Annotated in this window: 19 protein-coding genes; 3 read left to right on the forward strand and 16 right to left on the reverse strand. The window is 50.8% G+C overall.

From position 1 onward, the window contains the following. Positions 1-79: 79 nt before the first annotated feature. The 4 genes from TH63_RS17875 to TH63_RS17890 form a co-directional block, all read right to left on the reverse strand. Entirely contained in the window at positions 80-1,540 is a 1,461-nt protein-coding gene (locus TH63_RS17875; RefSeq protein WP_156180700.1) for a hypothetical protein, read from the reverse strand. A 28-nt stretch (positions 1,541-1,568) separates the two neighbouring features. Continuing rightward, entirely contained in the window at positions 1,569-2,234 is a 666-nt protein-coding gene (locus TH63_RS17880; RefSeq protein WP_048922146.1) for a carotenoid biosynthesis protein, read from the reverse strand. Beyond that, the gene (crtD, locus tag TH63_RS17885) at positions 2,231-3,718 is read right to left on the reverse strand and encodes a 1-hydroxycarotenoid 3,4-desaturase CrtD (protein WP_048922147.1); all 1,488 of its coding nucleotides are present in this window, start codon (positions 3,716-3,718) and stop codon (positions 2,231-2,233) included. Before crtD ends, TH63_RS17880 begins: the two co-directional genes overlap by 4 nt. Positions 3,719-3,844: 126 nt before the next feature. Then, the gene (locus tag TH63_RS17890) at positions 3,845-4,288 is read right to left on the reverse strand and encodes an SRPBCC family protein (RefSeq protein ID WP_048922148.1); all 444 of its coding nucleotides are present in this window, start codon (positions 4,286-4,288) and stop codon (positions 3,845-3,847) included. A 97-nt stretch (positions 4,289-4,385) separates the two neighbouring features. On the opposite strand from TH63_RS17890, the gene TH63_RS17895 reads away from it, so the two are divergent. Together TH63_RS17895 and TH63_RS17900 are read left to right on the forward strand one after the other, a co-directional pair. Next, a complete protein-coding gene (locus TH63_RS17895) occupies positions 4,386-5,120 on the forward strand; it encodes a hypothetical protein (RefSeq protein ID WP_048922149.1) in 735 nt (244 codons plus the stop codon). Between the two features lie 137 nt (positions 5,121-5,257). Beyond that, the gene (locus TH63_RS17900) at positions 5,258-5,887 is read left to right on the forward strand and encodes a DUF2939 domain-containing protein (RefSeq protein ID WP_048922150.1); all 630 of its coding nucleotides are present in this window, start codon (positions 5,258-5,260) and stop codon (positions 5,885-5,887) included. Between the two features lie 339 nt (positions 5,888-6,226). On the opposite strand, the gene rlmF is transcribed toward TH63_RS17900, so the two are convergent. From rlmF to TH63_RS17940, 8 genes are all read right to left on the reverse strand, one after another. Next, a complete protein-coding gene (gene rlmF, locus TH63_RS17905; protein WP_048922151.1) occupies positions 6,227-7,204 on the reverse strand; it encodes a 23S rRNA (adenine(1618)-N(6))-methyltransferase RlmF in 978 nt (325 codons plus the stop codon). Positions 7,205-7,237: 33 nt separating this feature from the next. Beyond that, positions 7,238-7,477 carry a PLDc N-terminal domain-containing protein gene (locus TH63_RS17910; protein WP_048922152.1) on the reverse strand — a complete coding sequence of 80 codons (240 nt, stop codon included), beginning with the start codon at positions 7,475-7,477 and terminating at the stop codon, positions 7,238-7,240. Between the two features lie 135 nt (positions 7,478-7,612). Continuing rightward, entirely contained in the window at positions 7,613-7,996 is a 384-nt protein-coding gene (locus TH63_RS17915; protein ID WP_048922153.1) for a DUF2255 family protein, read from the reverse strand. A 108-nt stretch (positions 7,997-8,104) separates the two neighbouring features. Continuing rightward, positions 8,105-8,536: a hypothetical protein gene (locus TH63_RS17920; protein WP_048922154.1), complete on the reverse strand. Its 432-nt coding sequence runs from the start codon at positions 8,534-8,536 to the stop codon at positions 8,105-8,107. A 204-nt stretch (positions 8,537-8,740) separates the two neighbouring features. Beyond that, positions 8,741-11,680 (reverse strand): DEAD/DEAH box helicase, encoded by a 2,940-nt coding sequence (locus TH63_RS17925; RefSeq protein ID WP_048922155.1) that lies wholly within the window; start codon positions 11,678-11,680, stop codon positions 8,741-8,743. A gap of 278 nt (positions 11,681-11,958) precedes the next feature. Further along, positions 11,959-13,182 carry an ABC transporter permease gene (locus TH63_RS17930; protein WP_048922156.1) on the reverse strand — a complete coding sequence of 408 codons (1,224 nt, stop codon included), beginning with the start codon at positions 13,180-13,182 and terminating at the stop codon, positions 11,959-11,961. Between the two features lie 249 nt (positions 13,183-13,431). Continuing rightward, positions 13,432-14,244: a class I SAM-dependent methyltransferase gene (locus TH63_RS17935; RefSeq protein ID WP_048922157.1), complete on the reverse strand. Its 813-nt coding sequence runs from the start codon at positions 14,242-14,244 to the stop codon at positions 13,432-13,434. A gap of 36 nt (positions 14,245-14,280) precedes the next feature. After that, positions 14,281-14,751, reverse strand: a complete 471-nt coding sequence (locus tag TH63_RS17940; RefSeq protein ID WP_076606534.1) for a ribosome-binding factor A — start codon at positions 14,749-14,751, stop codon at positions 14,281-14,283. 117 nt (positions 14,752-14,868) lie between these two features. On the opposite strand from TH63_RS17940, the gene TH63_RS17945 reads away from it, so the two are divergent. Next, positions 14,869-16,257 (forward strand): hypothetical protein, encoded by a 1,389-nt coding sequence (locus tag TH63_RS17945; RefSeq protein ID WP_197088591.1) that lies wholly within the window; start codon positions 14,869-14,871, stop codon positions 16,255-16,257. Positions 16,258-16,438: 181 nt separating this feature from the next. Here the strand turns inward: TH63_RS17945 and rpiB are convergent, their stop codons facing one another. The 4 genes from rpiB to TH63_RS17965 form a co-directional block, all read right to left on the reverse strand. Then, a complete protein-coding gene (rpiB, locus tag TH63_RS17950) occupies positions 16,439-16,867 on the reverse strand; it encodes a ribose 5-phosphate isomerase B (RefSeq protein WP_048922159.1) in 429 nt (142 codons plus the stop codon). An 11-nt stretch (positions 16,868-16,878) separates the two neighbouring features. Further along, positions 16,879-17,733, reverse strand: a complete 855-nt coding sequence (gene tatC, locus TH63_RS17955; RefSeq protein ID WP_048922160.1) for a twin-arginine translocase subunit TatC — start codon at positions 17,731-17,733, stop codon at positions 16,879-16,881. 126 nt (positions 17,734-17,859) lie between these two features. After that, positions 17,860-19,134 (reverse strand): serine hydroxymethyltransferase, encoded by a 1,275-nt coding sequence (gene glyA, locus TH63_RS17960; protein ID WP_048922161.1) that lies wholly within the window; start codon positions 19,132-19,134, stop codon positions 17,860-17,862. Positions 19,135-19,308: 174 nt separating this feature from the next. Further along, a complete protein-coding gene (locus TH63_RS17965) occupies positions 19,309-21,726 on the reverse strand; it encodes a T9SS type A sorting domain-containing protein (RefSeq protein WP_082161781.1) in 2,418 nt (805 codons plus the stop codon). Positions 21,727-21,932: the final 206 nt, after the last annotated feature.

The raw sequence follows: 21,932 nt of genomic DNA on the forward strand, positions 1-21,932 counted from the left end.
AATCCTCGTTCTTAAAGGGACCCAAAGCAGCGTACGGCCATAAGGAGGGGAACGGTTAATTCACCTCTGGAGAAGGTGCTCAAAAGGAAATAGGCACCCCCTGGTAGGTAGAAACCTTCTTCTGGTAGAGCCGCATATACACCTGCCCTGCGCGCACTTCATGCAGCACTACCCACTTTTCCTGCAGGTCTTCCAGTTCTTCATTAGTGAAGCCGTTAAAGACATTGGAGTACAGAATATATGACTGGGCGGCCAGGTTCTTGGCCGGAAAGGTGCGGTGGTCCTTATTCAGGTCTGTGTCTGACGGGGCGGCCAGGTTAGGGAAATCACTGCCTACCTCTTCCCTGGGAATCTGTTGCTGGTCCAGATAGGTGAGCATTTGCTGCCGGAGCTCAAAGTACGGCAGGTGCGCCAGCGTGGCATCCCAGCCTTTGGCCACCCGCTGCGGGTACAGCCAGAAATGCCCGCTTACCAGGCTAACCAACAGCAAGGCATATATACCAGCCCTTGCCTCCTTTCTTTTCACCGTCACCTGCAGCAGATGCGCGGTAAGGAGCCCTAGCAGGACAAATTCTACCAGCCAGTACCGGTGCCCGATGGGGTTGGTAAACCAGACCAGCACCGCACTAAGCGTGATCAGGGGCACCGTCAGGAGCAGGAGCAGTTCTTTGGTAGCCTTAGGTAGGCTCCGGGCTGATAGGCCTAGCAGCACACCGCCCGTGAGCCACAGCGCCACCCGGCCAAAGTCTAACAGGCGCCAGGCAATGAGGCCCAAGTTCCGGAAAAACTGCGGGGTAGTGACTAAGGTACTATAGGTGCCCCAGTCTGAGGACCTGGAAAACCCTATCCACCCGAAGTGGCGGTAATGCAACCCCAGCCAACCTAGCAGTAGCAACCCCGCGGGAAGATAACGCAGCAGCATCTTACCCAGCATTGGCTTGGAAAGCTGCCGGTACTCGCGTACGTGCCACAGCAACTGCGTGAGAAAAACCGCGATGATTAAGATTTGGCTACGGGGCGTGTGCAGGGCCATGAGCGCCAGGGCTATCCCCAACAACCAGGGCCGGTGGTGCAGTATCGCGTTCAGGCAAGTCAGGTAGAGAAAGAGAAGCAGGATATCTGGCGCCACCTGCGCGCTTTGGGCCAGCAGCGTAGGGTCCAGAAAAACAATGAGTATGCCCAGAAAAACCCAAGTGCCTGAAAGGTACCGTTTGGCGAGTAAATATACCTGCCAGACAATGCCCAGCAGAAAAGGCAGCATGAGAAAATGGCTTACCGGTAGGGTCTTGCCAAACAGGTGCCAGCCTGCGGCCAGGTACATGCCAAATAAGGGCGGGTAACCAGCCATTTCCTGGGGCACGAACAAGGTGGAGAAACTGGTTTGGTAATACCATTGCCCGTATTTAGAAGCCAGCAAGATGCTGTCCCAGAAGAAACCGTTGCGCTGCACGTACCACGTGAGGCCCAATAGCAGCGCCACAAACGGAGCCACCACTGGCAGAGCGGTACGCAAAGAAGACGCAGCAGGCGGCGTTGGCACAGGGTAGCTGTTGGGTTAGATTTGTGTCTTACACCATGAAAGACAGGCCTGCAAAGAACAGCAATTGCACCAGAAAAACCCACGGGGCCATGGGGTTATCTTTCAGGAAAGAGGACCGGTGAAAATACACCTGCAACAGCAGCGCCACCAGAAACCAGCCAATAAAGTTAGAAAAGGGAATGGCCTCGGCGTGCCACGACCAGAAGTCAAACCGCACGGCCACGGGCTCAATAAAGTAATCCAGCAACACCATATGCGCAGCGCCCAGCACCGATTTTACCAACCAATGCGACGCCACTTTCTGCACCACGTGCCCCGAGGCATATACCAGCATCAACCAGTTCACGCCAATGAGCACCGGCACTTCCCACAGTTTCAAGCCCAGCGTAGGGCCATAGACGTACTCGCCAAACATAAGGCCCGTGTGCACCCCCACCCATTCAAAGGCCATGCCCACCCACCAGGCCGTAAAAGCAAATAGCCAGAAAGAGCGGGTCCAGCCCCGGTGGAACAGGAAAAGCAACGTGTTAGTCAGCAACAGATTAAATGGCACCAAGGCCTTGAACCAGTCTTCATAGGCACTAAAGCCCATCCCCCAGAAACCCACGCAGTAAAACAGAAACAGCACGCCCACCGCCCAGGGCAGGTAGCGGGCCCTGAAAGAAGAAGCCGGGGCAGAAAGCGCGGAAATCATGCGGGTACGTTAGGGGAAACAACAGGAACCAAATCGGTGGCAATCTTAGCCGAGAGCAGACACAGCGGAATACCGCCCCCGGGGTGCACGCTGCCGCCTACAAAATAAAGGCCTTTGAGCTTACCGGTAAAATTGGGGTGCCGCAGGAAAGCCGCCATTTTGTTATTGGAAGAGCTGCCGTACAAGGCCCCGGCAAACGAAGACGTGTCTGCCTCAATACCCTTCGGGTCCCAGACTCTTTCCGTGGTGATCAACTCCTCCAGATTTACGCCCAGGCTCTGGCTTACTTTCTGGACCACCCGCTGCCGGGTTTCCTGGATGAGCGTTTCCCAGTCCTGGCCGGCGTTGTGGGGCACGTTCACCATCACAAACCAGTTCTCATGCCCCGCCGGCGCATCTGAAAGCGTAAGTTTGGAGGTAATGTTCACGTACACAGTTGGGTCATGGGTTACAGTGCCCTTCTGGAAGATATGCTCAAATTCCTGCCGGTAGTCCTGGCTGAAGAAGATGTTGTGCAGGTCCAGCTCCGGGAATGTGCGGGAAATGCCCCAGTAATAAATGAGCGCCGAGCTGCTGCGTGGTTGCCTCAGCGTTTTCTCAGGCGCCGGTTGCTTAGGCAACAGTTTGCGGTAGGTAGGCACCACGTCCATATTGCTCACCACTATACCTGCGAAGTACGTGCCCTGATTAGTGCGCACACCCGTAGTGCGACTGCCCTCCGTAATGATTTCCTGCACCGGTTCGTTGTATCTGAATTTGACGCCCAGCTCCGTGGCCAGTTTGACCAGGCTTTCGGCAATGGCGTAAATGCCGCCCTCGGGGTAGTACGCGCCAATGTTGAACTCCAGGTGTGGGATAAGGTTAAGCGTGCCGGGGGCCTGGTACGGGTCTGAGCCGTTGTAGGTGGCGTAGCGGTCCAGGAGCTGCACCAGGCGCGGGTCTTTAAAGGCGCGTGCGTTGGCGGCGTGCATAGTGGTGGTCAAGCCCAGTTCGGGCAAGGCCGGAAGCGTCTTGAGCACATCGGGGCTCAGAAAGGTGCCCAGCTTGTGCAGGGACTTGTGCAGGAACGTGTCTGCGGTGGCGTGGTACAAGCGGGCCACTTTCTGCAGGTGTTTGAGTAGTTGCTCTTGGGGCACACCCAGTTTGTCTTCCACCTCCTGCGCAAAAGCGTCTGCGTTGGCATGGGCCGTGAGCCTGGTACCATCTTGCCAGAAATACTGCGTGACAATGGGCAGGCGCTGGTACCGGAAATAGTCTTTGGGCGTACGGCCGGCCAATGTGAACAGGTCATCAACCAACTGGGGCAGCGTGAAGAGCGAGGGGCCGGCATCAAAGCGGTAGCCTCCCGGCAGCGTGAACTGCGTCATCTTACCCCCGAAGGTGGCGTTGGCTTCCAGCACGGTCACGGCATAGCCTTTCACCACCAGCCTGATAGCTGCCGCTATGCCGCCTATGCCTGAACCAATCACTACTGCTGTTGCCATGCTGCCAATCTACGCTTTTCCTGCTTTTTTTCTGGACATAACCGCCCATTACCGCAATTGTTTGCTTTGCTGTAGTTGGGTAAAACCTGTTTTGAGCTTGTTTTTGTAAAAACGGCCCTAAAACGCTTAACCCACCTTCCCGAAGAACCGACGGTACACCGGGCCTCTTTGGGCAAACTGCGCATAGAATATGGGGTAAAGCAACCTGTCTAGTATGGGAGAGCCGGTACGGTATTCTATCAGTTCATGGATGATACTATGGTTTCCCTGGCGGGTGATAAGGTGTTTGTGCCGCCAGAATTTAAGGGGCGGCGGCAATTCCTGCCCTTCGTCTACAAACCAAACCTCGTTTTCCCGTTCTTCCCGCTCAGTGATAAGCGAGGTCCAGCGGCGGGCCAGCGGGCCTGCCTGCAACTCTATCTCCACATGGTCTCCGGGGAAACTTCCATCAAATCTTAAAATTTTTAATTTAGGGAATGGGGGTGACAGGGCCCTGAACAGGTCTACTGTAAAACCTGCCAGCACGGCCTGCATATCCTGGGCCACTGCAAATTGAAGATGGAGTTTCATAGCGCAACTGTTGGTTCTGATAGGTAACCCGCTCCCAGAGGTAAAGTTATCGGCCAGGGGCCGGAAGGTGAAAAGAAGGTCTGTAACATCAAGACAAATGAAGAAAAAGATGAAGTATCTGTGGGTGGTGCCTGCCCTACTGTTAGCGCTAACCGGTTGTGACCAGTCCCGGCATATTTATACGAGCCCTACTTTCTCAACGGTGGCCCGGCAACATAAAACTATTGCCATTCTGCCTTTTGATGTGCAAGTGGGGCTTCGGCCTAACCAGATGAAGCGCCTTACCCCGGAGCAGCACTATGACCTGGAACTGCAGCACGGGCGGGCGGTGCAGAGCGCGTTCCAGATCCATTTCCTGAACAAGATCAACAAGGAGGCGGAGAAGGTAGCCGTGCAGGACGTAATGGTGACCAATTCTATTTTAAAGGAGCATGATATTCAGCCGGAGGAGATCCAGGCCATTGCGCCCTCTGACCTTGCCCAAATGCTGGGCGTAGATGCGGTGCTGGTGGGCACCCTTGTCACTGAAAAGCCGCTCTCTAATGCCGCCGCCGTAGTTCTGGCTATTTATACCTTTCTCTACACCCCAGATCTGGTAGGTAGCCAGCCTACCAACGTAGGCAACACCACTATAAAAATCTATGACGGGCCCACCGGAAGCCTGCTCTGGAGCTATGACAAATTCCTGACCCGCGGGGTAGGCAGTGATACCCATTCAATTGTCAAGGCCATGACCCGCAAAGCCTCCAAGACGCTGCCGTATGCTAAACTGAAAGTAGCCCCAGATTCTTCTGCGCATGCGGGCGGCGTGGCTGTGGTGGAGAAACAGTAACCGGTGGCATTTTTCCTGCATTTTTTCGCCTGGTCTGGGGCATAGGTAACAAGTAAAATCTTTTTAGTAATATTACTAGCCTGCTCTCAGACAGCAGGCTTTTTACTAACCCATCAGTTTAAAACAGAAACCCAGAAATGAAAAAAATCCTTCTTCTTTTGGTGGTAGTGGCTATTGCCGCAGGCGGATATTGGTTTTATAACAGAGCCAAAACCGGCCCCGAGGCGTCTATTGTAGAGATACGGTCGGCGTTGGAAACCAAAGACATGGAAAAGCTGCAGAAGTACGTAGACTTTAAGCGCACCTCGGCCAGCATAGTGGAGGAAAGCCAGAACATGGCCGTTGACCTGTTACCTCAGGAGCTACAGGGCGCTGCAAACCTGCTCAGACGCGGCCTCAAAGCCAGAAAGCAATTGACCTCTACCGTTCGTAACCAACTCATCCAAAGCGCCGAGACCGTTTCTGGACAGAAAGTACCGGAGATTGGCGACGTGGTAAAACTGCTCCCTATTGGCAAACTCATCAACACCAAAATGCTTCCCAAGCTGGAGTTTGAAGGCGTAGACCACATTGACCGTCAGGATTCCACTGCGCTGGTAGGGCTGAACGTAAAGCCTGTAAATGGCGATGAGACTATGGTGATTGAGCTGCGCATGCTTCAAAAAGAAGACTACTGGCAGGTGGTGGGTGTAGAAAACTTCAAAGAGGTATTGCCCAAGCTGATTTCCATTGGCAAGAAAAAGAAAGAAGAGGAAGCCGCTCTATAGCGTTTCTTAACTAGCAGAGATACTATTACCTCTTTGTCATCCTGAAAGGATCTAGGTGGCGAGGAGCAGTGGCTTTTAATCAACGCTTTTCAAGTTCGCCCACAAGGTCCTTTCAGGAGGACAGAATATTGGAGCTACTCTAACTTTTTGCTCACCAAAAGGCCCGTGCAGATCATTCTGCACGGGCCTTTTGATGAATTATCCGTTTTAAGCCCGTATTTGTAAAAACAGGCTTAAAACGGAAAATTTGACTTCTATTAATTCTCTCCTTAGTAAAATAGGAAGGCCTTTTCTGGTAAAGGTGCTGCCCTTAAATCGCAGATTCTGCCTGTGCCCGGTTTATTTCCACCTGGTAGCTACCCATTCTTGCTTCTGTTCTGGGGTGAGAAAAGTCCAGGCCACAAGGCGGCTGCTCTTGTTTCCCTGGCTCATGTTAATTGTCTTTACCTCCACAGCCTTTGATAGTTCCAGAGCTTTGTAGGTGCTCTTCAGGCTGGCTGATTTTGACACTAGGGTAGAGAACCAGAAGCAGGATTGGGCAAACTGCTTGCTCTGGCGTACCATGTCGGCAATGAATCTTTCCTCCCCTCCTTCGCACCACAGTTCATTATGCTGCCCCCCAAAGTTGAGGACGGTCTTGGTCACCTTCTGCTGCTTGAGGTTCCTGAGCTTACGCTGCGTACCCGCCTGGGCATCTGCCGCCGACGCGTGAAAGGGTGGGTTGCAGATAGACAGGTCCACGCGTTCGTCCTTTTGCAGAATGCCTTTAAAGATATCCTTCGGGTTGGGCTGCAGTCTGAGCTTAATGTGTTCTTTTAAGGCTGGGTTCTTATCAAGGATGCGTTGCGCAGAGGCGATAGAAACCGGATCAATGTCTGCGCCTATAAAAGACCAGCCGTATTCCTGGTGGCCAATGAGGGGGTACACGGCATTCGCGCCCACGCCAATATCCAGACAGGTGATCATGTTGCCTCGGGGTATCTTGTCTCCCTTACCGGTGGGGTTCTGGCTGCCCAGCAAATCGGCTATGTGGTGAAGATAGTCAGCCCGGCCGGGGATAGGCGGACATAGGTAATTCTGAGGAATGTCCCAGTCCTTGATCTGGTAGAAATGCTGGAGCAATGCCCTGTTCAGCATTTTCACCGCCGCTGGGTTGAAAAAATCTATGGATTCATCCTGGTACTCGTTCCGCTTCACAAACTCCCTTAAGGCTGGAAGGCTGGCAATAAGCTGCTTGAAATCATAGCGCTCCCTATGCTTGTTCCTGGGGTGTAACCTTGATTTCTCCTTGGGGTGTTCTTTCTTTTTAGGAAGCATGGAAGCGTACTATGAGGCGTTAGGATGCCTTAGCTATAAAAACGTTTTTACTTTCTGTTTCCGGCCGAGCACTAAATAGAGGATAGCGCCCAGAACCGGCACAAACACAATGGTTGCCAGCCAGATGAGTTTTTCAATGCTGTTCGCAAAGATGCTGGTGAGTACATCAATCAGTGCCCATAGCAAGAGAAGGACCGGAATGCCTGCAAAAAACAGAAGCATCAGTATTTCTGAGGGACCAATGCCAATGAACAAAAGATTCTGGTGTTGCATGTAAGTAGCATTAAAAGTCTCAAATGCGGTACTGATATGTTCTCTTTATAGAAAGCAGGTATAATCTGTTTAACGTATTCATCGGCTTTTTTGACCTGCCACTTCTTCTTTCCTGGCTCCCTTATCTAGCGAAGATTAATTAGCCCTTAAAATGAACTCCATGGTATAAGCATGGTACTCTGGCTGAGTAATGCCTTGGACATATATTAGATTATGTTCCTGGGTGTACTTCTTCTTATAGGCTTGGTCTACCAAAAGGTTCATGTGGGCATCGGTTAACTGTTTGCCGGTTACCTTTAGAACCTGATCTCCCAACTTTAATTCTCCCACGCCCTGCTCCTGAAAGGCCGTAAACCAACTTCTGTTGCTTTTGGCCCAGCTTCGGGCGAACACTCTTCCCTCTACCGCCACCATCCAGATGTCTAGGAATTTGTCACGGTCTGTACCGCCTTTTACGCCTGCTAGGGTATGACTCTCTAAGTAATCTAAGCCTTCTTGAGGGAAGTGAAGATTGTTCATGGATATAAGGGGTTTAGAGTTTCGTAAAAGAAAAGCAGCATTGTATAAGCAATGGTGAAAGCTTTCTGCAATGGTAGCGTTTACAAAGTGTTAGGTATGATTATTAGCTTATTTGAATTCATCTGTAAAAGAATCATCCCATTTAAAGGCGTTTACTATCCAACCATTAGAGTTTTTGTAATAAGTAAAGATTAACCTTATGGCAGAATTCTGATAACGTACTAAATAAGTTTCTTTAAGCGCAATATCACTTATCGACTCGGTTCTAACTTTTAACGCGCCTATTGGTTCTCCAAACCTTTCATTTAATAAATTCAAATATTTAATAGTTTTTTCTTCCAGGCCTTCAAGTTCATTTTCAGGAATTGGCCAATAGGAGGACAATTCTTGAAAGGATTCGGAAATTTTATTGCTATTGAATAATTCGGCAACCTTTTTAGATAGTTGTTCAGTTTGAGCCCTATCTTTTAAAAACTTATTCTGTGCATTTGCACTAATTGTAAGAAGGAAGAAAAATAAAAAGGTAAATGTTGTTCTCATTTTTACTCTATCTAATTTTGATTAACGTTAGGTAATATGCCATTTTATATCTTATAAATACAAGGGCTGAAGTTTGTATAAGGGTATTTAATTCTTGATAAAGAGATGTAAGCCACAAATATTAGCTAAACGTAGCTAAGCATTTAACTGTACAATCGCCTTCCCATTTCAAGCCCATTTTCTCAAAAACAGGCTCAAAACAGCCTAGCTCAACAAGCTCTCAATATCTTCCTTGGTCAACCGTTTAATGACGGCTTCATCAGTAGAAATAAGGTCTGAGACCATTTGCAGTTTCTTGTCCTGCAGGGCCAGGATCTTCTCTTCCACGCTGTTCTTGGTGATGAATTTGTAGGTGAAGACGGTATTCTGCTGGCCAATGCGGTGGGCACGGTCAATGGCCTGGGCCTCTACGGCGGGGTTCCACCAGGGGTCCAGAATGAACACGTAGTCGGCGGCAGTGAGATTAAGGCCTACGCCCCCCGCTTTTAAAGAGATAAGGAAGACGGGGAGTTTAGGGTCGTTCTGGAAGTTGTTGACCTGGGCCTGGCGGTCTTTGGTGGAGCCGTCCAGGTAGGCGTATTTGATCTTGCGCTCGTCCAGGGCGGCGCGCACAATGTCCAGGTGCTTTACAAATTGGCTGAAAATAAGCACTTTGTGGCCTTCGCTCACCACGTTGCGGGTAAGGCGCATCACCTCGCCCAGCTTGCCAGATTCTGCCTCTGAGGCCGGGTCTGCCATGCGTGGGTGGTTGGCTATCTGGCGCAGCTTCATCAAGCCCTGTAAGAGCATGAACTGCGACTTGGCCGCGCCCTGCTCCTCTATGTTCTTGAGGATCTTGTTGCGGTAGTAAGACTTGGTTTCCTCGTAGGCGTGCTCCTGCTCCTCGGTCATCTTGCAGTACGTGACGTGCTCAATCTTTTCGGGCAGTTCTTTGGCTACTTGGCTTTTGTGGCGGCGCAGGATAAAGGGCTTGATGAGCGCGTGCAGGCGGTGCGTCTTCTGCTCGTCTTTCAGCTTCTCAATGGGGCGCAGGAACTCCTTCTTAAAGAAGTTCTGGGTGCCCAAGAGGCCCGGGTTAATGAACGACATCTGGCTCCAGAGATCCAGCGTGCTGTTCTCTACGGGCGTACCGGTCAAGATCAAGCGGTGCTTGGACTTGAGCTCGCGTATGCTGATGGAGGTATTGGAATTGGGGTTCTTGATGGCCTGGCTCTCGTCCAGAATCACGTAGTCAAAGATGTATTTCTTCAGGATCTCATGATCCAGACGTACAATGCCGTAAGACGTGAGAATAAGGTCATAGTGCTTGAACTGTGATACGTTCTTATTTCGGTACGTGCCGGTATAAGTGAGAATGCGCAGCTGGGGCGTGAATTTCTGAGCCTCGGCTAACCAGTTGTAAATCAAAGAGGTAGGCATGACCAGCAAAGACGCGCTTTGGGCGCCGTTCTCTTTACGGTGCTGCAGCATGGCCAATGTCTGCACGGTTTTGCCCAGACCCATGTCATCTGCCAGGCAACCCCCGAAGTGGTATTCCTGCACAAAATGCAGCCAGTTATAGCCCGCTTTCTGGTACGGCCTGAGCTCGCCTTTAAAGCCGGCCGGCAAAGGCTTGTCTTCCACAGACTCAAACTCGCGCAGCTTCTCCAGTTTGCGGCTCATGGTCACATGGGCCAGGTTGCCGTTCTGCAGGTCGCTTACCAGGGAGAGGTGGTGCTTGCGCAGCTTCATCTCGTCTTCGCCCTCAGAGAAGGCAAACAATTCCAGGTACTGGGTAAACCACTCCTCCGGAATGATGGCAATCTGACCATTGGGCAGTTTGTACTCGCGGCGCTTGGTTAAGATGTGGTTACGCAGCTTGATAAACGGAATCTCATAGGGCCCAAACCGAACCGTGCCGTAGATGTCAAACCAGTCATTGGACTCGTTGATGCCTACGTTCACGCTGGTCTCGCCAATAAAGTAATTCTTCTCAGACTGGCTTTGCTTAAGCGTAAAGCCCAGTTCTTCCAGGGCCTTGGCATAGGTGTTAAGCCACCCGAAGGCCTTGGGTTTTTCCATGACAGCCTTGCCGTTCCTGATCTCCAGGCCGCGGCTGGACAGTTCGCGTAGAAAGGCTATCTCCTTCTCCTGGTCGCGGTGCAGCCTATGGAAAATGTAGGAATCCTCGGTCTTCTCCACGTTCACGCTAATATTCCGGGTTTCCTGCGTGCCCACCTGGTAGGTGCCGTACTGGAAACTCAACTGGAAGACAATCTTGTCGCCGTCTGAGAGCTGATGGGTGGGTTCTTCCTCCTCGTCTGAGCCGGCGGCGGCAAACAGGGCCGGGGCTGGTTCGCCCACGGTCAATTCAGAGAACTGCAGTTGCGGCTGTGGCACGTAGCGCTCAGACTTAATGTCAAAGCCTTTGGCGTAGACGTCAAACTGCTCTACCAGCGGGGCCACAAACTTGCGGTAATAGCTTTCCTCCACGTTGCGGGGCACCACAATGAATTTTTTGTTGAGGAAAGGCAGCAGTTTCTTGCCATCTACCTGTTTCTCAAAGCTATACATTACGTCATTGAGCAGCAGCCAGGCAGGTTCTTTGCAGACAAGCACGGCGTCCTGGTACTGGAACTCCAAGCGCTCACCCTTGTATTTTATGGTAGGGAAATAATGGGTGTTTTCCTCGTTTCTCCGGAAATGGAACAGCACGGTGGCTTTCTCGGGGGCCATCTGCACGCGTTTCCAGGTAGGCTCACCGTCTTTGCCCATGATAAAGACCATCTTCTCCTGGAGCAGGTCCAGAATTTTGGACATGCGGCTCTGCACGTAGTGGTCTATGTTTTCCTGCAGTTGCTTATCGCCTTTGGCGGGGTCATAGGTCTTCAGGAAGAAATCTGCCAGGGTGGTTTTCTTGACGGCAAAGCGCTTGAAAACCACATCCTGCTGGATCTGGTCTATGAGCTCAATTAGTTTGAAGTCTGTCTTGTCAAGACGGGCGGCAAACTCATCTGCGTTCTTGCTGGAGATGTTCTGGTGCTGGAGCGTGAGTTGCTTCTTGGAGTTGACCTGCACCACAAAAGACTCAAACAAATAGCCCAGGTATTCATGCTCAAAAAGAGAATAAATAACTTGAAAAGGCTGTGTAGTGAATACTTTCATGGCTGAAGCTTTCTATCCCAACTTTGAAAGTACAACAAAAAGTTTTTTCTACCCAGGGAAAGACAGAAAATTTAGCAGACTCTAATTTCCTTGGCACCGACCCGTCTGGTTTCCACCTGTTTTCAGAAAAACGGGCTATAAACGATAATATATAAATTCTGAAATATTTGATAAGGGAAAGGAGGAGTGCTTGGCGGGTGATTAGACGTGCGGGCAAAGGCTCCGCTTGGGAAGCCGCCTGTTTTAAGGCTGTTTTCCAGAAAACAAGCCCAAAATGGCTATAGGTTCTCCCTAATGGAAAGGGCAGCTGCCCGCTGCGCCGGCTTGATGGAAACCAGGAAAGTAATGAAGATGATGGCCGCGGCCGTGAACGCGAAATCCAGGGGGCGCATTAAAACCGGGTACGCCTCTACTACTGACGTGCTCATGCCCATAGACACCCAGCCGTAGGTCTGCTGCAGCCAGCAGATCAATCCGCCGGTAACCAGGCCCACCACCGCACCGGTGAACGCCACAATGGCGCCTTCCAGCAAGAAAACCTTTCTAATGGTGCCCGGGTCGGCGCCCAGAGAAGCCAGAATGGCAATGTCTTTCTGCTTGTCCAGCACCAGCATGGAAAGGGAGAAGAAGATGTTGATAGAGGCGATGAGCAGCACAAAGGTGAAGGTCACAAACACGAACAGCTTCTCTACCTTCACGGCCCTGAGCAGGCTCACGTGCTGTTCCTCGCTGTTCTGCACGTTAAAGCCCGGGCCCAGCTGCTCCTGCAGGGCGGCCTTCACGTTGTCAATGTCTTTGGGGTCTTCGGTTTTCACTTCCAGGGCCGTGCGTTTATTGCCGTAGCTTAGCAGCTCCTGCGCGAAGGTCAAGGGCACAAACACGTACTGGTCATCATACTGCCGCTCAATGGCAAACACGCCCCCCGCCTGTATACCCTCCTGCCGGAAGGCGTTCTCTGGGTTGATGACCGTTTTCTTGCCGGCCTTGGGGTACAGGAACTGCAGCGGTGAGAAGGGGTTCTCCGTCCGGATGGACAATTGGTACTGCACGCCCCGGCCAATAAGCGCGTATTGCGTTTTGCCTTTCTTGAGCCGGTAACTGCCCTCTACAATAGCGGAGTCAATCTGGTTCTGCAGGAAGAAGTTGTCACTCACCCCTTTCACCTTCACCACCATCTGGCGGTCATTGTAGCGGAGCAGGGCGTTGTCTTCAATCACCTCGGTGAGAAGGGCCACGCCCGGAGTTTTGCGTATGCGCTCCAGAAACTGGGCATTGGTCTCAAAGGACTTGCCTTCTATGGAAGTGATCTTTATTTCGGGGTCAAACTTGCCGTACAGCGACCTGATCAGATCCTCCAGCCCGTTGAACACCGACAGCACCACAATCAAGGCCATGGACCCCACGCCCACGCCAATCATGGCAATAATGGAGATGATGTTGATGATGTTGCGCTTCTTCTTGGAGAAGAAGTACCGCCGGGCGATAAAAAGGGCAACGTTCATCTTTGGGTGAGGGAGGTAGTGGTTAAATGATTGCGTGAATGGCTTCTCGTGCTATTCAGGTCGGTTTACTGTTCTGCGGGCAAAGGGTTTTATTTCTTTCTAGTTCCTATGGCGTTTTTGGTAGCATACCTTAACGCGTGTTTGGGGAAAAAGCCGCTAAGTGGTATCCTGCTTTTAAAGAATGAGCCTTCCCCATTCTCTCCATCATTCAATCACTCAACCACTCAGCCACTCCTTCACTCATTAAACCTACTTCCAGGCCTTTACAATGAGGCCGGTGCCGGTGGGGTGGTTGCCGTTGGTGTCCAACCAGTTAAGCAGTAGGCAGAACGGGTACACCAGCAGGTAGTAGAACGGCAGGATGATGAAGAACAGCTTGGAGGCCCCCAGCATTAAGATAGGGTACTTCATGCTCAGGCGCCAGGAGATCTTACCAGGCGTTCCGTAGGAATAATGGGCCTGGGTGCGGCTGAAACCGGCGCTCTTCAGTTTGTCCTGTATTTCCTGGATGTTGTAACCGTCGCGTACGTGTTCTTCAATGAAAGAGCTTTCCTCGCCGCCGTGCACGTCTGAGCCGCCTTGGTCTGAGGGCGTGGAGATCAAGACCATGCCGCCGGGCTTCATGGAGGCATAGAAGTTCTTGAACACCTCCACGTCTTCCAGAATGTGCTCCATCACGTCTACAGAAAGCACCAGGTCAAAGGTCTCCTGCGGCTCGCGGTACGTCACCAGATCCTCCTTGCGGAAGTTCACGTTGTTGCGGCCTATCTTCTGGAAGAAGTTGTGGCAATCCGCGATCTGCTCGTCCTTCACGTCTACGGCCAGAATGCGCCATTTGTCGCTCATGCCGGAGAGGTAGTAGCTGTACTGGCCAAAGCCCGAGCCGGCATCCAGAATACGGATGGGTTGCTGGCGCTTGCCCTTGGCCCAGGCCCGCAGTTCTTTATGGATGTGCCACGTGCGCAGCAGCAAAAGGTCTAACAGGTTGTAAAACAGCTTGCGCAGGAAAGGGGTTTTGTTGAACGCCTCGCCCAGAACGCGTTTAATAGGATCGTACTGCATGGGTGGGTTTAGTAGCTGGCTATGAGAAAGGCAGAATTAGCGGCCTTCGGTGTCTTCTTCGTGGTCGTCAATGTCTTCGTCATAGAAGTCATCTTCCTCCTCGCCGGTCTCGTCCTCAGGGTTGGTGAAGGGATTGGTAGGATCTTCCTTAGACTCAGAGGGGATATCCAGCGTAGCCAGGATTTTGTCCATTTTGGCGGCGTACTCGGCGGTGTCGTCCAGGTAGAAGATCAGCTCGGGGATTACACGCACCTGGTTCTTGATGCGCTTGGCCAGCTCGTGCCGAATGGTCTTGGTGTGTACCTGAATCTCCTTGAGCATTTCGCGGCCATTGGGGTTGAGCAACAGGCTCAAATGCGCTTTGGCCACGCCCAGGTCCGGGGACACTTGTACCCCACTTACAGATATATAGGCGCCATGAAACAGATGGGAAACATCGCGCTGAAAAATATCAGCGAGCTCTTTCTGGATCAGACGGGCGAATTTTTGTTGGCGTTTACTTTCCATGATTCAGCAAATATCGCATTAATTTCACATTTTTACCCCACAAACCGCTGCCCTCTTTGACACAAGGTCCTGGGGGCGGCTCAGCCGCACATACGTTTGATACGATTCTTCCGCAGTTTGTTTCCGTCTAGATGGGTGGTGTTGGGACTGCTGTTTCTTCTTATCCGGCTTCCGCTTATCTTTCTGGAGCTTCCTATGACGCTTTCTGAGCTGCACCACCTGCTGCTGGGCGAGCGCCTGCACGACGGTTTTATGCTCTACCAGGACGTGTATGACACCACCGCCCCGCTGTCTGCGGGAATCTACTGGCTACTGGAGACCCTGTCGCCGCGGCCTTTTCTGCTGCACCGGTTGTTGGCCACTTTCCTTATTGGCTACCAGGCCTTCCTGCTGAATTATATTTTCAACCGCAACCAGGTGCACCCCTACCGGTCTTACGTTCCGGCGCTTCTGTACATGCTCTTTGGCAGTATCTTCTTTGAGCTAGACGTGCTCTCTCCGTTGCTGCTGGGCCATACGTTTGTGCTGCTCGCCGTGTACAGCCTCACGGCCATCTCCAAGGAGGCCTCTAACGGCGGTCGCCTGTTTAAGGCCGGTTTCATGCTGGGGCTGGCGGCCTTGTGTTACCTGCCGCTTATGTGGTTTCTGGTGCTGGGCTTCTTCGCCATTATCTACTTTGCGTCGGTGGCGTTCAGAAGTACCCTGCTCATGCTCACGGGCTTTGCTTTCCCCTTTAGCGTGGTCATCACCTTCTTCCTGTACCAGAATGCCTTGATACCTTTTCTGGAGGAAGGACTGGCGTGGTCGTGGCAGTTTGGCTTTGCGTTTGGCTTGCCCATGAAACAGGTGCTCACCATTGCGGCCCTGCCCCTGGCCTTTCTGGCGCTGTCTCTCCTTAGCTTGCCCCTGATCACCTTAGGCCCCAACTACCAGGCCCGTTTCCTGCAGTTTATGCTCATCTGGACCATTGTGGTGATTCCGGTGCTCATCAGTGGACATGACGGGTCGGCCAAAGGCCTGATTGTGGTGCTGCCGTTGATCTCGTACTTCGGCATTTTCCTGTTCTCCTGGTGGGGTAAGCGTATCTGGATAGCCGAAATTCTCTTTCTGGTGATTGTGGCCGCCGTGGTGGTGATCAGGTATAACCCCTTCGGGATGGTGTACCTGCCCCTGGGCATTGACCCCGAGCTGGTGCAGGTGCGCGAAGCCCCCCGCTACCGGCAGGTGCAAGGCCAACGGCTGCTGGTGCTGGGCCCCGACCTCAACTATTACCAACACAACCGCCTGGGCTCACCTTACCTACGCTGGGACCTGGCGCAGCCCTATTTTGGCCAGTTAGATAATTACCAGTCACTGTTCACCATTCTCCAAGACCTTCGGCAAAGCCCCCCAGACTATATTGTGGACCAGAAGAACCTCATGCCTGAGCTGCAATACAAGCTACCGGTGGTGTTCCAGCGGTACGAACGGGTAGAGAACGGGCCTTTCTATAAGCGGGTCAGGTAGAAGGCTTTGGCTGTTTTAAGGCCGTTTTACTGAAAGCAGGCTTAAAACAGCTTTTGTCTTCATTGCCTTTCGTAACCTCTTCCGTTGTGATATAGGTGAAAAGACAATTCCCGTTTTGGGCCTGTTTTCTGAATAACAGGCCCAAAACGGGAATTGCTTTTTATGGCTGACTAGGTTGTTCTTAGCAAGTGATCTTGTCTACGCGGGTCTGGTGTCTGCCTCCTTCAAAGGGAGTGGTTAGGAAAGCGTCTACCATGTCTTTGGCCACGTCTTCGGTCACAAAGCGGGCCGGAATACAGAGCACGTTGGCGTTGTTGTGAGAACGGGCCAACTGGGCCAGTTCTTTATCCCAGCAAAGGGCTGCCCTGATGCCGGCGTGCTTGTTGGCCGTAATGGCTACTCCGTTGCCGCTGCCGCAGATCAAGATTCCCATTTCATACTCCTTGTTCTCCACGGCCGTGGAAAGCGGATGCACAAAGTCTGGGTAATCTACCGAGGCATCTGAGAACGGACCGAAGTCTTTCAACTCATGGCCCTTCTTCTCCAGTTCCTGCTTTAGTATTTCTTTGTATTGGAAGCCGGCATGGTCGCCGCCTAGTGCAATTTTCATGGCGTAATAGGTTAAGAGGTCGCTTCTTTGTTTAAACGGGCCAGATCATTTTTACGCACCATCCAGGAGATATGGATACTTACCTCATAGAGTAACAGCAATGGAATGCCCATGAGCGTCATGCTCAGCACGTCTGGCGGTGACAGGATGGCAGCTACCAGGGCAATCACCACAATGGCGTGCTTGCGGTAAATCCGCATTAACTCTGGGCTTACCAGTCCAGCCTTAGACAGGAAGAACACAATCATGGGTAGTTCAAACATAAGGCCGCAGGACAAAACAATAGTGATGAGGGTAGACACGTACGAAGACAAGTCAAACTCATTCACAATGCTAGGATCTACCTGGTAAGAGGCCAGAAAATTGATAGACAGCGGCGACACAATGAAATACCCAAACAGGGACCCTACCAGGAACAGCGCTGACACAAAGAAGACCGCGCCCCTGGAATTTTCCCGTTCATTGGGGTAGAGGCCCGGTTTGATAAAGCTCCAGATTTCCCAGAAAAGGTACGGGAAGCCCAGCAACAGACCAATAATAAAGGAACTGGTCAAGTGCATGGTGAACTGCGAGGACAGTTCCCGGCTTTGCAACGTGAACGGTAGTTCTGTGATACAAAGGCCGGGCGAGTTTAAAGCCGCGCCCACTTCGCACAGTTTCCGGTACGTGAGGAAATCTACCCTTGATGGGCCCAGAATGATCTCATGGAAGACAATCTCCGGGAAGCTGAAGGCTATACCGGTAAATACCACCACCGCCACCGCCGAACGGATCAAATGCCACCGTAGAACCTCCAGGTGGTCCAAAAAGGTCATCTCATGTTCTTCTCCACTGTGCGCTGCCACCTCTCCGGAACGTTGTGCCATGTATCTGGTAAAAATTTTACAAGCTTGCTAGTCAACTAATAACCCTTCCCGGCATAGACCGGCTTTATGCATCTGCCTGCGCAGGGAAAGGTTTCTATCTAGCTTAGTGTTGCTTGGTCTGGTTATTTAGTAGTTGAACAACGGGAACTGTAACATCCAGTTGTTGATGTCTTTTCTGGTCTGTGAAATGATGGTCTCGTTGTCATGGTTCATGAGCACGCGGTCAATGTACTCCACAATGCGATCCATGTCTTGTTCCTTCAGCCCGCGGGTAGTTACGGCAGCCGAGCCAATTCGGATTCCGGAAGTCACAAAAGGTGATTTGTCATCAAACGGCACCATGTTCTTGTTGATGGTGATATCGGCTTTGATCAAGGTGTTTTCCGCCAGTTTACCGGTCAAGTCCTTAGATCTGAGGTCAATCAGCATCAGGTGATTGTCTGTGCCGGCTGAGATAAGCTTGTAGCCACGGCCCACCAGAGAATGAGCCAGCGCCTGGGCGTTTTTCTGCACCTGCGCGGTATATTCTTTATAGGAAGGCGTGAGGGCCTCAAAGAAAGCCACGGCCTTGGCGGCAATCACGTGCTCCAGTGGTCCGCCCTGCGTGCCCGGGAACACGCCGCTGTCCAGCAAGGAAGACATCATGCGTACTTCGCCCTTAGGCGTCTTCAGCCCGAACGGGTTTTCAAAGTCTTTCCGCATCATGATCATCCCGCCGCGCGGTCCCCGTAGGGTTTTGTGGGTGGTGGTGGTCACAATGTGGCAATAGTCAAACGGGTCATTCAACAGTCCGGTGGCAATAAGGCCGGCCGGGTGCGAGATATCGGCTAACAAAAGAGCCCCTACCGCATCGGCGGCCTCGCGCAGTACTTTGTAGTTCCAGTCACGGGAGTAGGCCGAGGCCCCACAGATGATCAGTTTCGGTTTCTCGCGCTCAGCTACCTCTCTGACTTTCTCCCAGTTGATTTCGCCAGTCTCTGGCTCTACGCCATAGAAAGAAGGCTTGTACAGCTTGCCGGAGAAGTTCACCGGCGACCCGTGGGTTAAGTGCCCACCGTGTGACAGGTCAAAGCCTAGAATTTTATCACCGGCGTTTAACACGGCCAGCATCACCGCGGCATTGGCCTGCGCGCCGGAGTGCGGCTGTACGTTCACCCACTCCACCCCGAAGAGTTCTTTGGCCCTATCAATAGCCAATTGCTCCGACTGGTCTACTATCTCACAGCCCCCGTAATAGCGCTTGGACGGCAAGCCCTCGGCGTATTTATTGGTGAGCACGCTGCCCATGGCCTCCATTACCTGGTCTGACACAAAGTTTTCTGAGGCAATAAGTTCTAAGCCGTGCAGTTGGCGCTGATGCTCTTTCTGGATAAGATCGAAGATTTGGGAATCGCGTTGCATGTGAGATATTGTTAGTAGGTGCCCAAAAGTACAGCCATTGCAGCAAATAACCAATGGTTTAGGGTTGAAGGCGCAAGAGAAATGGTGCGCAGTGGTTTAAAGGCGTTTTACGGAAAAGGGTATAAAAAAAGCCCCAGGCTGAACCTGAGGCTTTTTGTGATTGGGTTTGAATGTTTACTGCTTTATCAATCGTTGGGTCTGTCTTTCCCCATTAACCTCCGTTGTGAGTAAGTAAATGCCAGGCTTTACTTGTGGGCCTAAAGTAAGATCGGTTTCAGAAGCACCGGCAGAAATTTTTACCTTTTTTTCAAAGGCTACCTGGCCATACTCAGAAATAAGTTTTACTAACATCTCACCTGCTTTTTCTGCGTTAACGACTACTCTTACCTTGTTTGTGAAGGGATTGGGAGAAGCGGTGACAGAATTGGCAGAAGGCTTGAACTCTACCTCTATGGTCTGGCTGTAAGTAAAGGAGCCATCCAGGTTAACTCTTTTAAGGCGGTAGTAGTTGGCCTGCCCTTGTAATGGGCTTACATCTTCTGCATGGTACACTGCGACTGCCGCGTTGTTACTGTTCTGTCTAGGTGCATTTGTGATGATGGTCTTGAATTCGTTACTCTCTAAGCTGGTAGCTATTTCCACATCATAAGAAGCAGTGTTACGACCAGCAACCATCCACTTGAGTTTGACGGTTTTTGCGTTCCAGTGACCAGTGAAATCCATTTCTTCTACGGTAACTGCAGGCTCTTCTTTCACTGGTTGAGAAGCAATGAAGTCAATAGCCGAAGTGCCGTTATGGAGGTAATATTCAGTGAGGTCTGAAATGCCAGTAAGTTCTGCGGTAAAATAGTTACCCGTTGCAGAGAAGGTGGCATTAGGAAGATATGAGGTAACGGCGCCATCTTCTGTATTGTCTATATAGGCACAGTTTTCTGTGGTGCCTGCGCTATAGGTTGTAAACGAGAGGTCAGAGAGTGATGTCACCGCATTATTGGCGGCACTATAGGCCTCAAGCTCTGAGGCTAAACCATAAAGCCTAATGCTTACTGGCTTGTCTGCGCTTGGCTGGTTAGAAGATCTTATTCTCCAGTTCCTGGCAAAAGCATTTATAATACTCCCTTCGGCGTTTTTTAAAGCTAGGTTAGGATTGGAGTTCACGGCAAAGTCAATGGATACCTCACCTAAAATATTTCCACCGTCACGAATAGCGGCAATTACTTCTCCTTCATATTTAATTTCCTGCCAGGTATTTGAACCTGTTGAGGTGATGCTTAGGGAAGGTGTGCAAGCGTTAAAATCAGTAGGAGCCTTGGGAGAATAAATGAGAGAACCGCAGTTTAAGAAGTTCCAACCTGTAGTAGTTCCTATTGATGTGCTGGCTAAGCCTGCAAAATAATTTCCTGGGCCAGTGGCAGTAACATCAGAAATAGTAAGGTAATCTGTGCAAAAGCCAAAAGATGAAAAATTAACGTTGGCTGTTTGGCCAGCAATAGAGGATTTGATAGTAGTCAAAGATCCGGCGCCTGGGGTAAAAAGACTTTCTACAGTTTGAGTCTGGCTACTTTCTAAGGTAAGTGTATTTCCCTCGGCTAAGTCAGCTTTAGGAAGCGAAAGCCCAACAAATGTATTGCTTTGGTTGATTATGGAGTTTGACCCATGGAACGTGACTAATTTGTATGATTTGCCACCGCCATTGAATACATGTGTGTTGGGTCCGTTAAGGGTGAAAGTGGCCCCGGTTGCATCTAGGTTTAAGGACGGGTTGATATTCCAGGTGCTCAAATAATCAATGGAAGTACTCCCTATTTCCAAGGTTCTGGCGGCAGTGCCCACAGAATTAAAGGTGTTTACTGAAATTGGGTGGCCATTGGTTTTGAGGGTTCCCTCATTAAGATTAATGGTTCCGTTGGCAGCGGCTCTTATCTGGCTTTGAAGTTCCCAAATCCCGCCTCCTTCAAATGTAAGAACGGTGTTAGGGGCTAAGATCCTTGCCTCTAAGTTTACCGGAATGTTTATGCCTGAAGATTTGAATATAAGGTTGAGGCCTTTTACTCCGGTAAAGGTTAAATCAAGATGGGCCTGCAGTCCTCCATGTATATTTAATGTCTGCCCGTTTCCGTCAAAAGAGGCCCCCCGGATATTAGTCCAGGTAATGTTTTTTGTGTGTGCTTCTACGTCTAAAGTGATTTTCTGGCCTGAGAAAAGAAACGAATTCAAATCAAAGACTACATCATCTTCTGCTGTAGGCAATGATTGATGCTTTATTTTTCCTCCGCTGGTAGTTGCCCAGTGGCCTAATTCACTCCATGCGCCGCTACCGCGGTTATTCAATCCAAAAGGAACCCAATAATAGGTTTTACCAGTGGCTGTTGAATCGGCTAAGGGTAGACTAGATACTATTTTTCCTAGTAGGGCAAGATTAGTCAGGGACAGCTGAGCATGCGTGGTTGCAAAATGGCCTTCATTCATAATCTTAGTTGACCTGAAAGGGGCAGACAGGCTGCCTTTTGCAGATACCAGAGTGCGGCAGGTCAAAATCAGGCACAAGATCAGGTAGGGAATAACCTTCAAGTGAGTAATTGTTTTCTGCATAATGTTAAAATTAGGGTTTAGTAGTATTAGATAAGCTTGTTAATGGGGGTATGAAAAATAATTCTATAATTGGCTAATAAGGTAAGAGGCAGTTGTTTTATGATAATGCATAGCTATAGCTTTAAATGGTTTTGCTTAATTATGATAATAATTATAAATGATATTCTATTTTTGGCTTCTGAATGGGCAATACCTATTCTATTGGT

The organism is Rufibacter radiotolerans, from assembly GCF_001078055.1.
GTDB classification, from domain to species: domain Bacteria; phylum Bacteroidota; class Bacteroidia; order Cytophagales; family Hymenobacteraceae; genus Nibribacter; species Nibribacter radiotolerans.

Bases quoted from the DNA above. Each gene is read 5' to 3' on its own strand.
- TH63_RS17880 (WP_048922146.1), bottom strand. From the start codon at position 2,234: ATGATTTCCGCGCTTTCTGCCCCGGCTTCTTCTTTCAGGGCCCGCTAC.
- crtD (WP_048922147.1), bottom strand. From the start codon at position 3,718: ATGGCAACAGCAGTAGTGATTGGTTCAGGCATAGGCGGCATAGCGGCA.
- TH63_RS17890 (WP_048922148.1), bottom strand. From the start codon at position 4,288: ATGAAACTCCATCTTCAATTTGCAGTGGCCCAGGATATGCAGGCCGTG.
- TH63_RS17895 (WP_048922149.1), top strand. From the start codon at position 4,386: ATGAAGAAAAAGATGAAGTATCTGTGGGTGGTGCCTGCCCTACTGTTA.
- TH63_RS17900 (WP_048922150.1), top strand. From the start codon at position 5,258: ATGAAAAAAATCCTTCTTCTTTTGGTGGTAGTGGCTATTGCCGCAGGC.
- rlmF (WP_048922151.1), bottom strand. From the start codon at position 7,204: ATGCTTCCTAAAAAGAAAGAACACCCCAAGGAGAAATCAAGGTTACAC.
- TH63_RS17910 (WP_048922152.1), bottom strand. From the start codon at position 7,477: ATGCAACACCAGAATCTTTTGTTCATTGGCATTGGTCCCTCAGAAATA.
- TH63_RS17915 (WP_048922153.1), bottom strand. From the start codon at position 7,996: ATGAACAATCTTCACTTCCCTCAAGAAGGCTTAGATTACTTAGAGAGT.
- TH63_RS17920 (WP_048922154.1), bottom strand. From the start codon at position 8,536: ATGAGAACAACATTTACCTTTTTATTTTTCTTCCTTCTTACAATTAGT.
- TH63_RS17925 (WP_048922155.1), bottom strand. From the start codon at position 11,680: ATGAAAGTATTCACTACACAGCCTTTTCAAGTTATTTATTCTCTTTTT.
- TH63_RS17930 (WP_048922156.1), bottom strand. From the start codon at position 13,182: ATGAACGTTGCCCTTTTTATCGCCCGGCGGTACTTCTTCTCCAAGAAG.
- TH63_RS17935 (WP_048922157.1), bottom strand. From the start codon at position 14,244: ATGCAGTACGATCCTATTAAACGCGTTCTGGGCGAGGCGTTCAACAAA.
- TH63_RS17940 (WP_076606534.1), bottom strand. From the start codon at position 14,751: ATGGAAAGTAAACGCCAACAAAAATTCGCCCGTCTGATCCAGAAAGAG.
- rpiB (WP_048922159.1), bottom strand. From the start codon at position 16,867: ATGAAAATTGCACTAGGCGGCGACCATGCCGGCTTCCAATACAAAGAA.
- tatC (WP_048922160.1), bottom strand. From the start codon at position 17,733: ATGGCACAACGTTCCGGAGAGGTGGCAGCGCACAGTGGAGAAGAACAT.
- glyA (WP_048922161.1), bottom strand. From the start codon at position 19,134: ATGCAACGCGATTCCCAAATCTTCGATCTTATCCAGAAAGAGCATCAG.
- TH63_RS17965 (WP_082161781.1), bottom strand. From the start codon at position 21,726: ATGCAGAAAACAATTACTCACTTGAAGGTTATTCCCTACCTGATCTTG.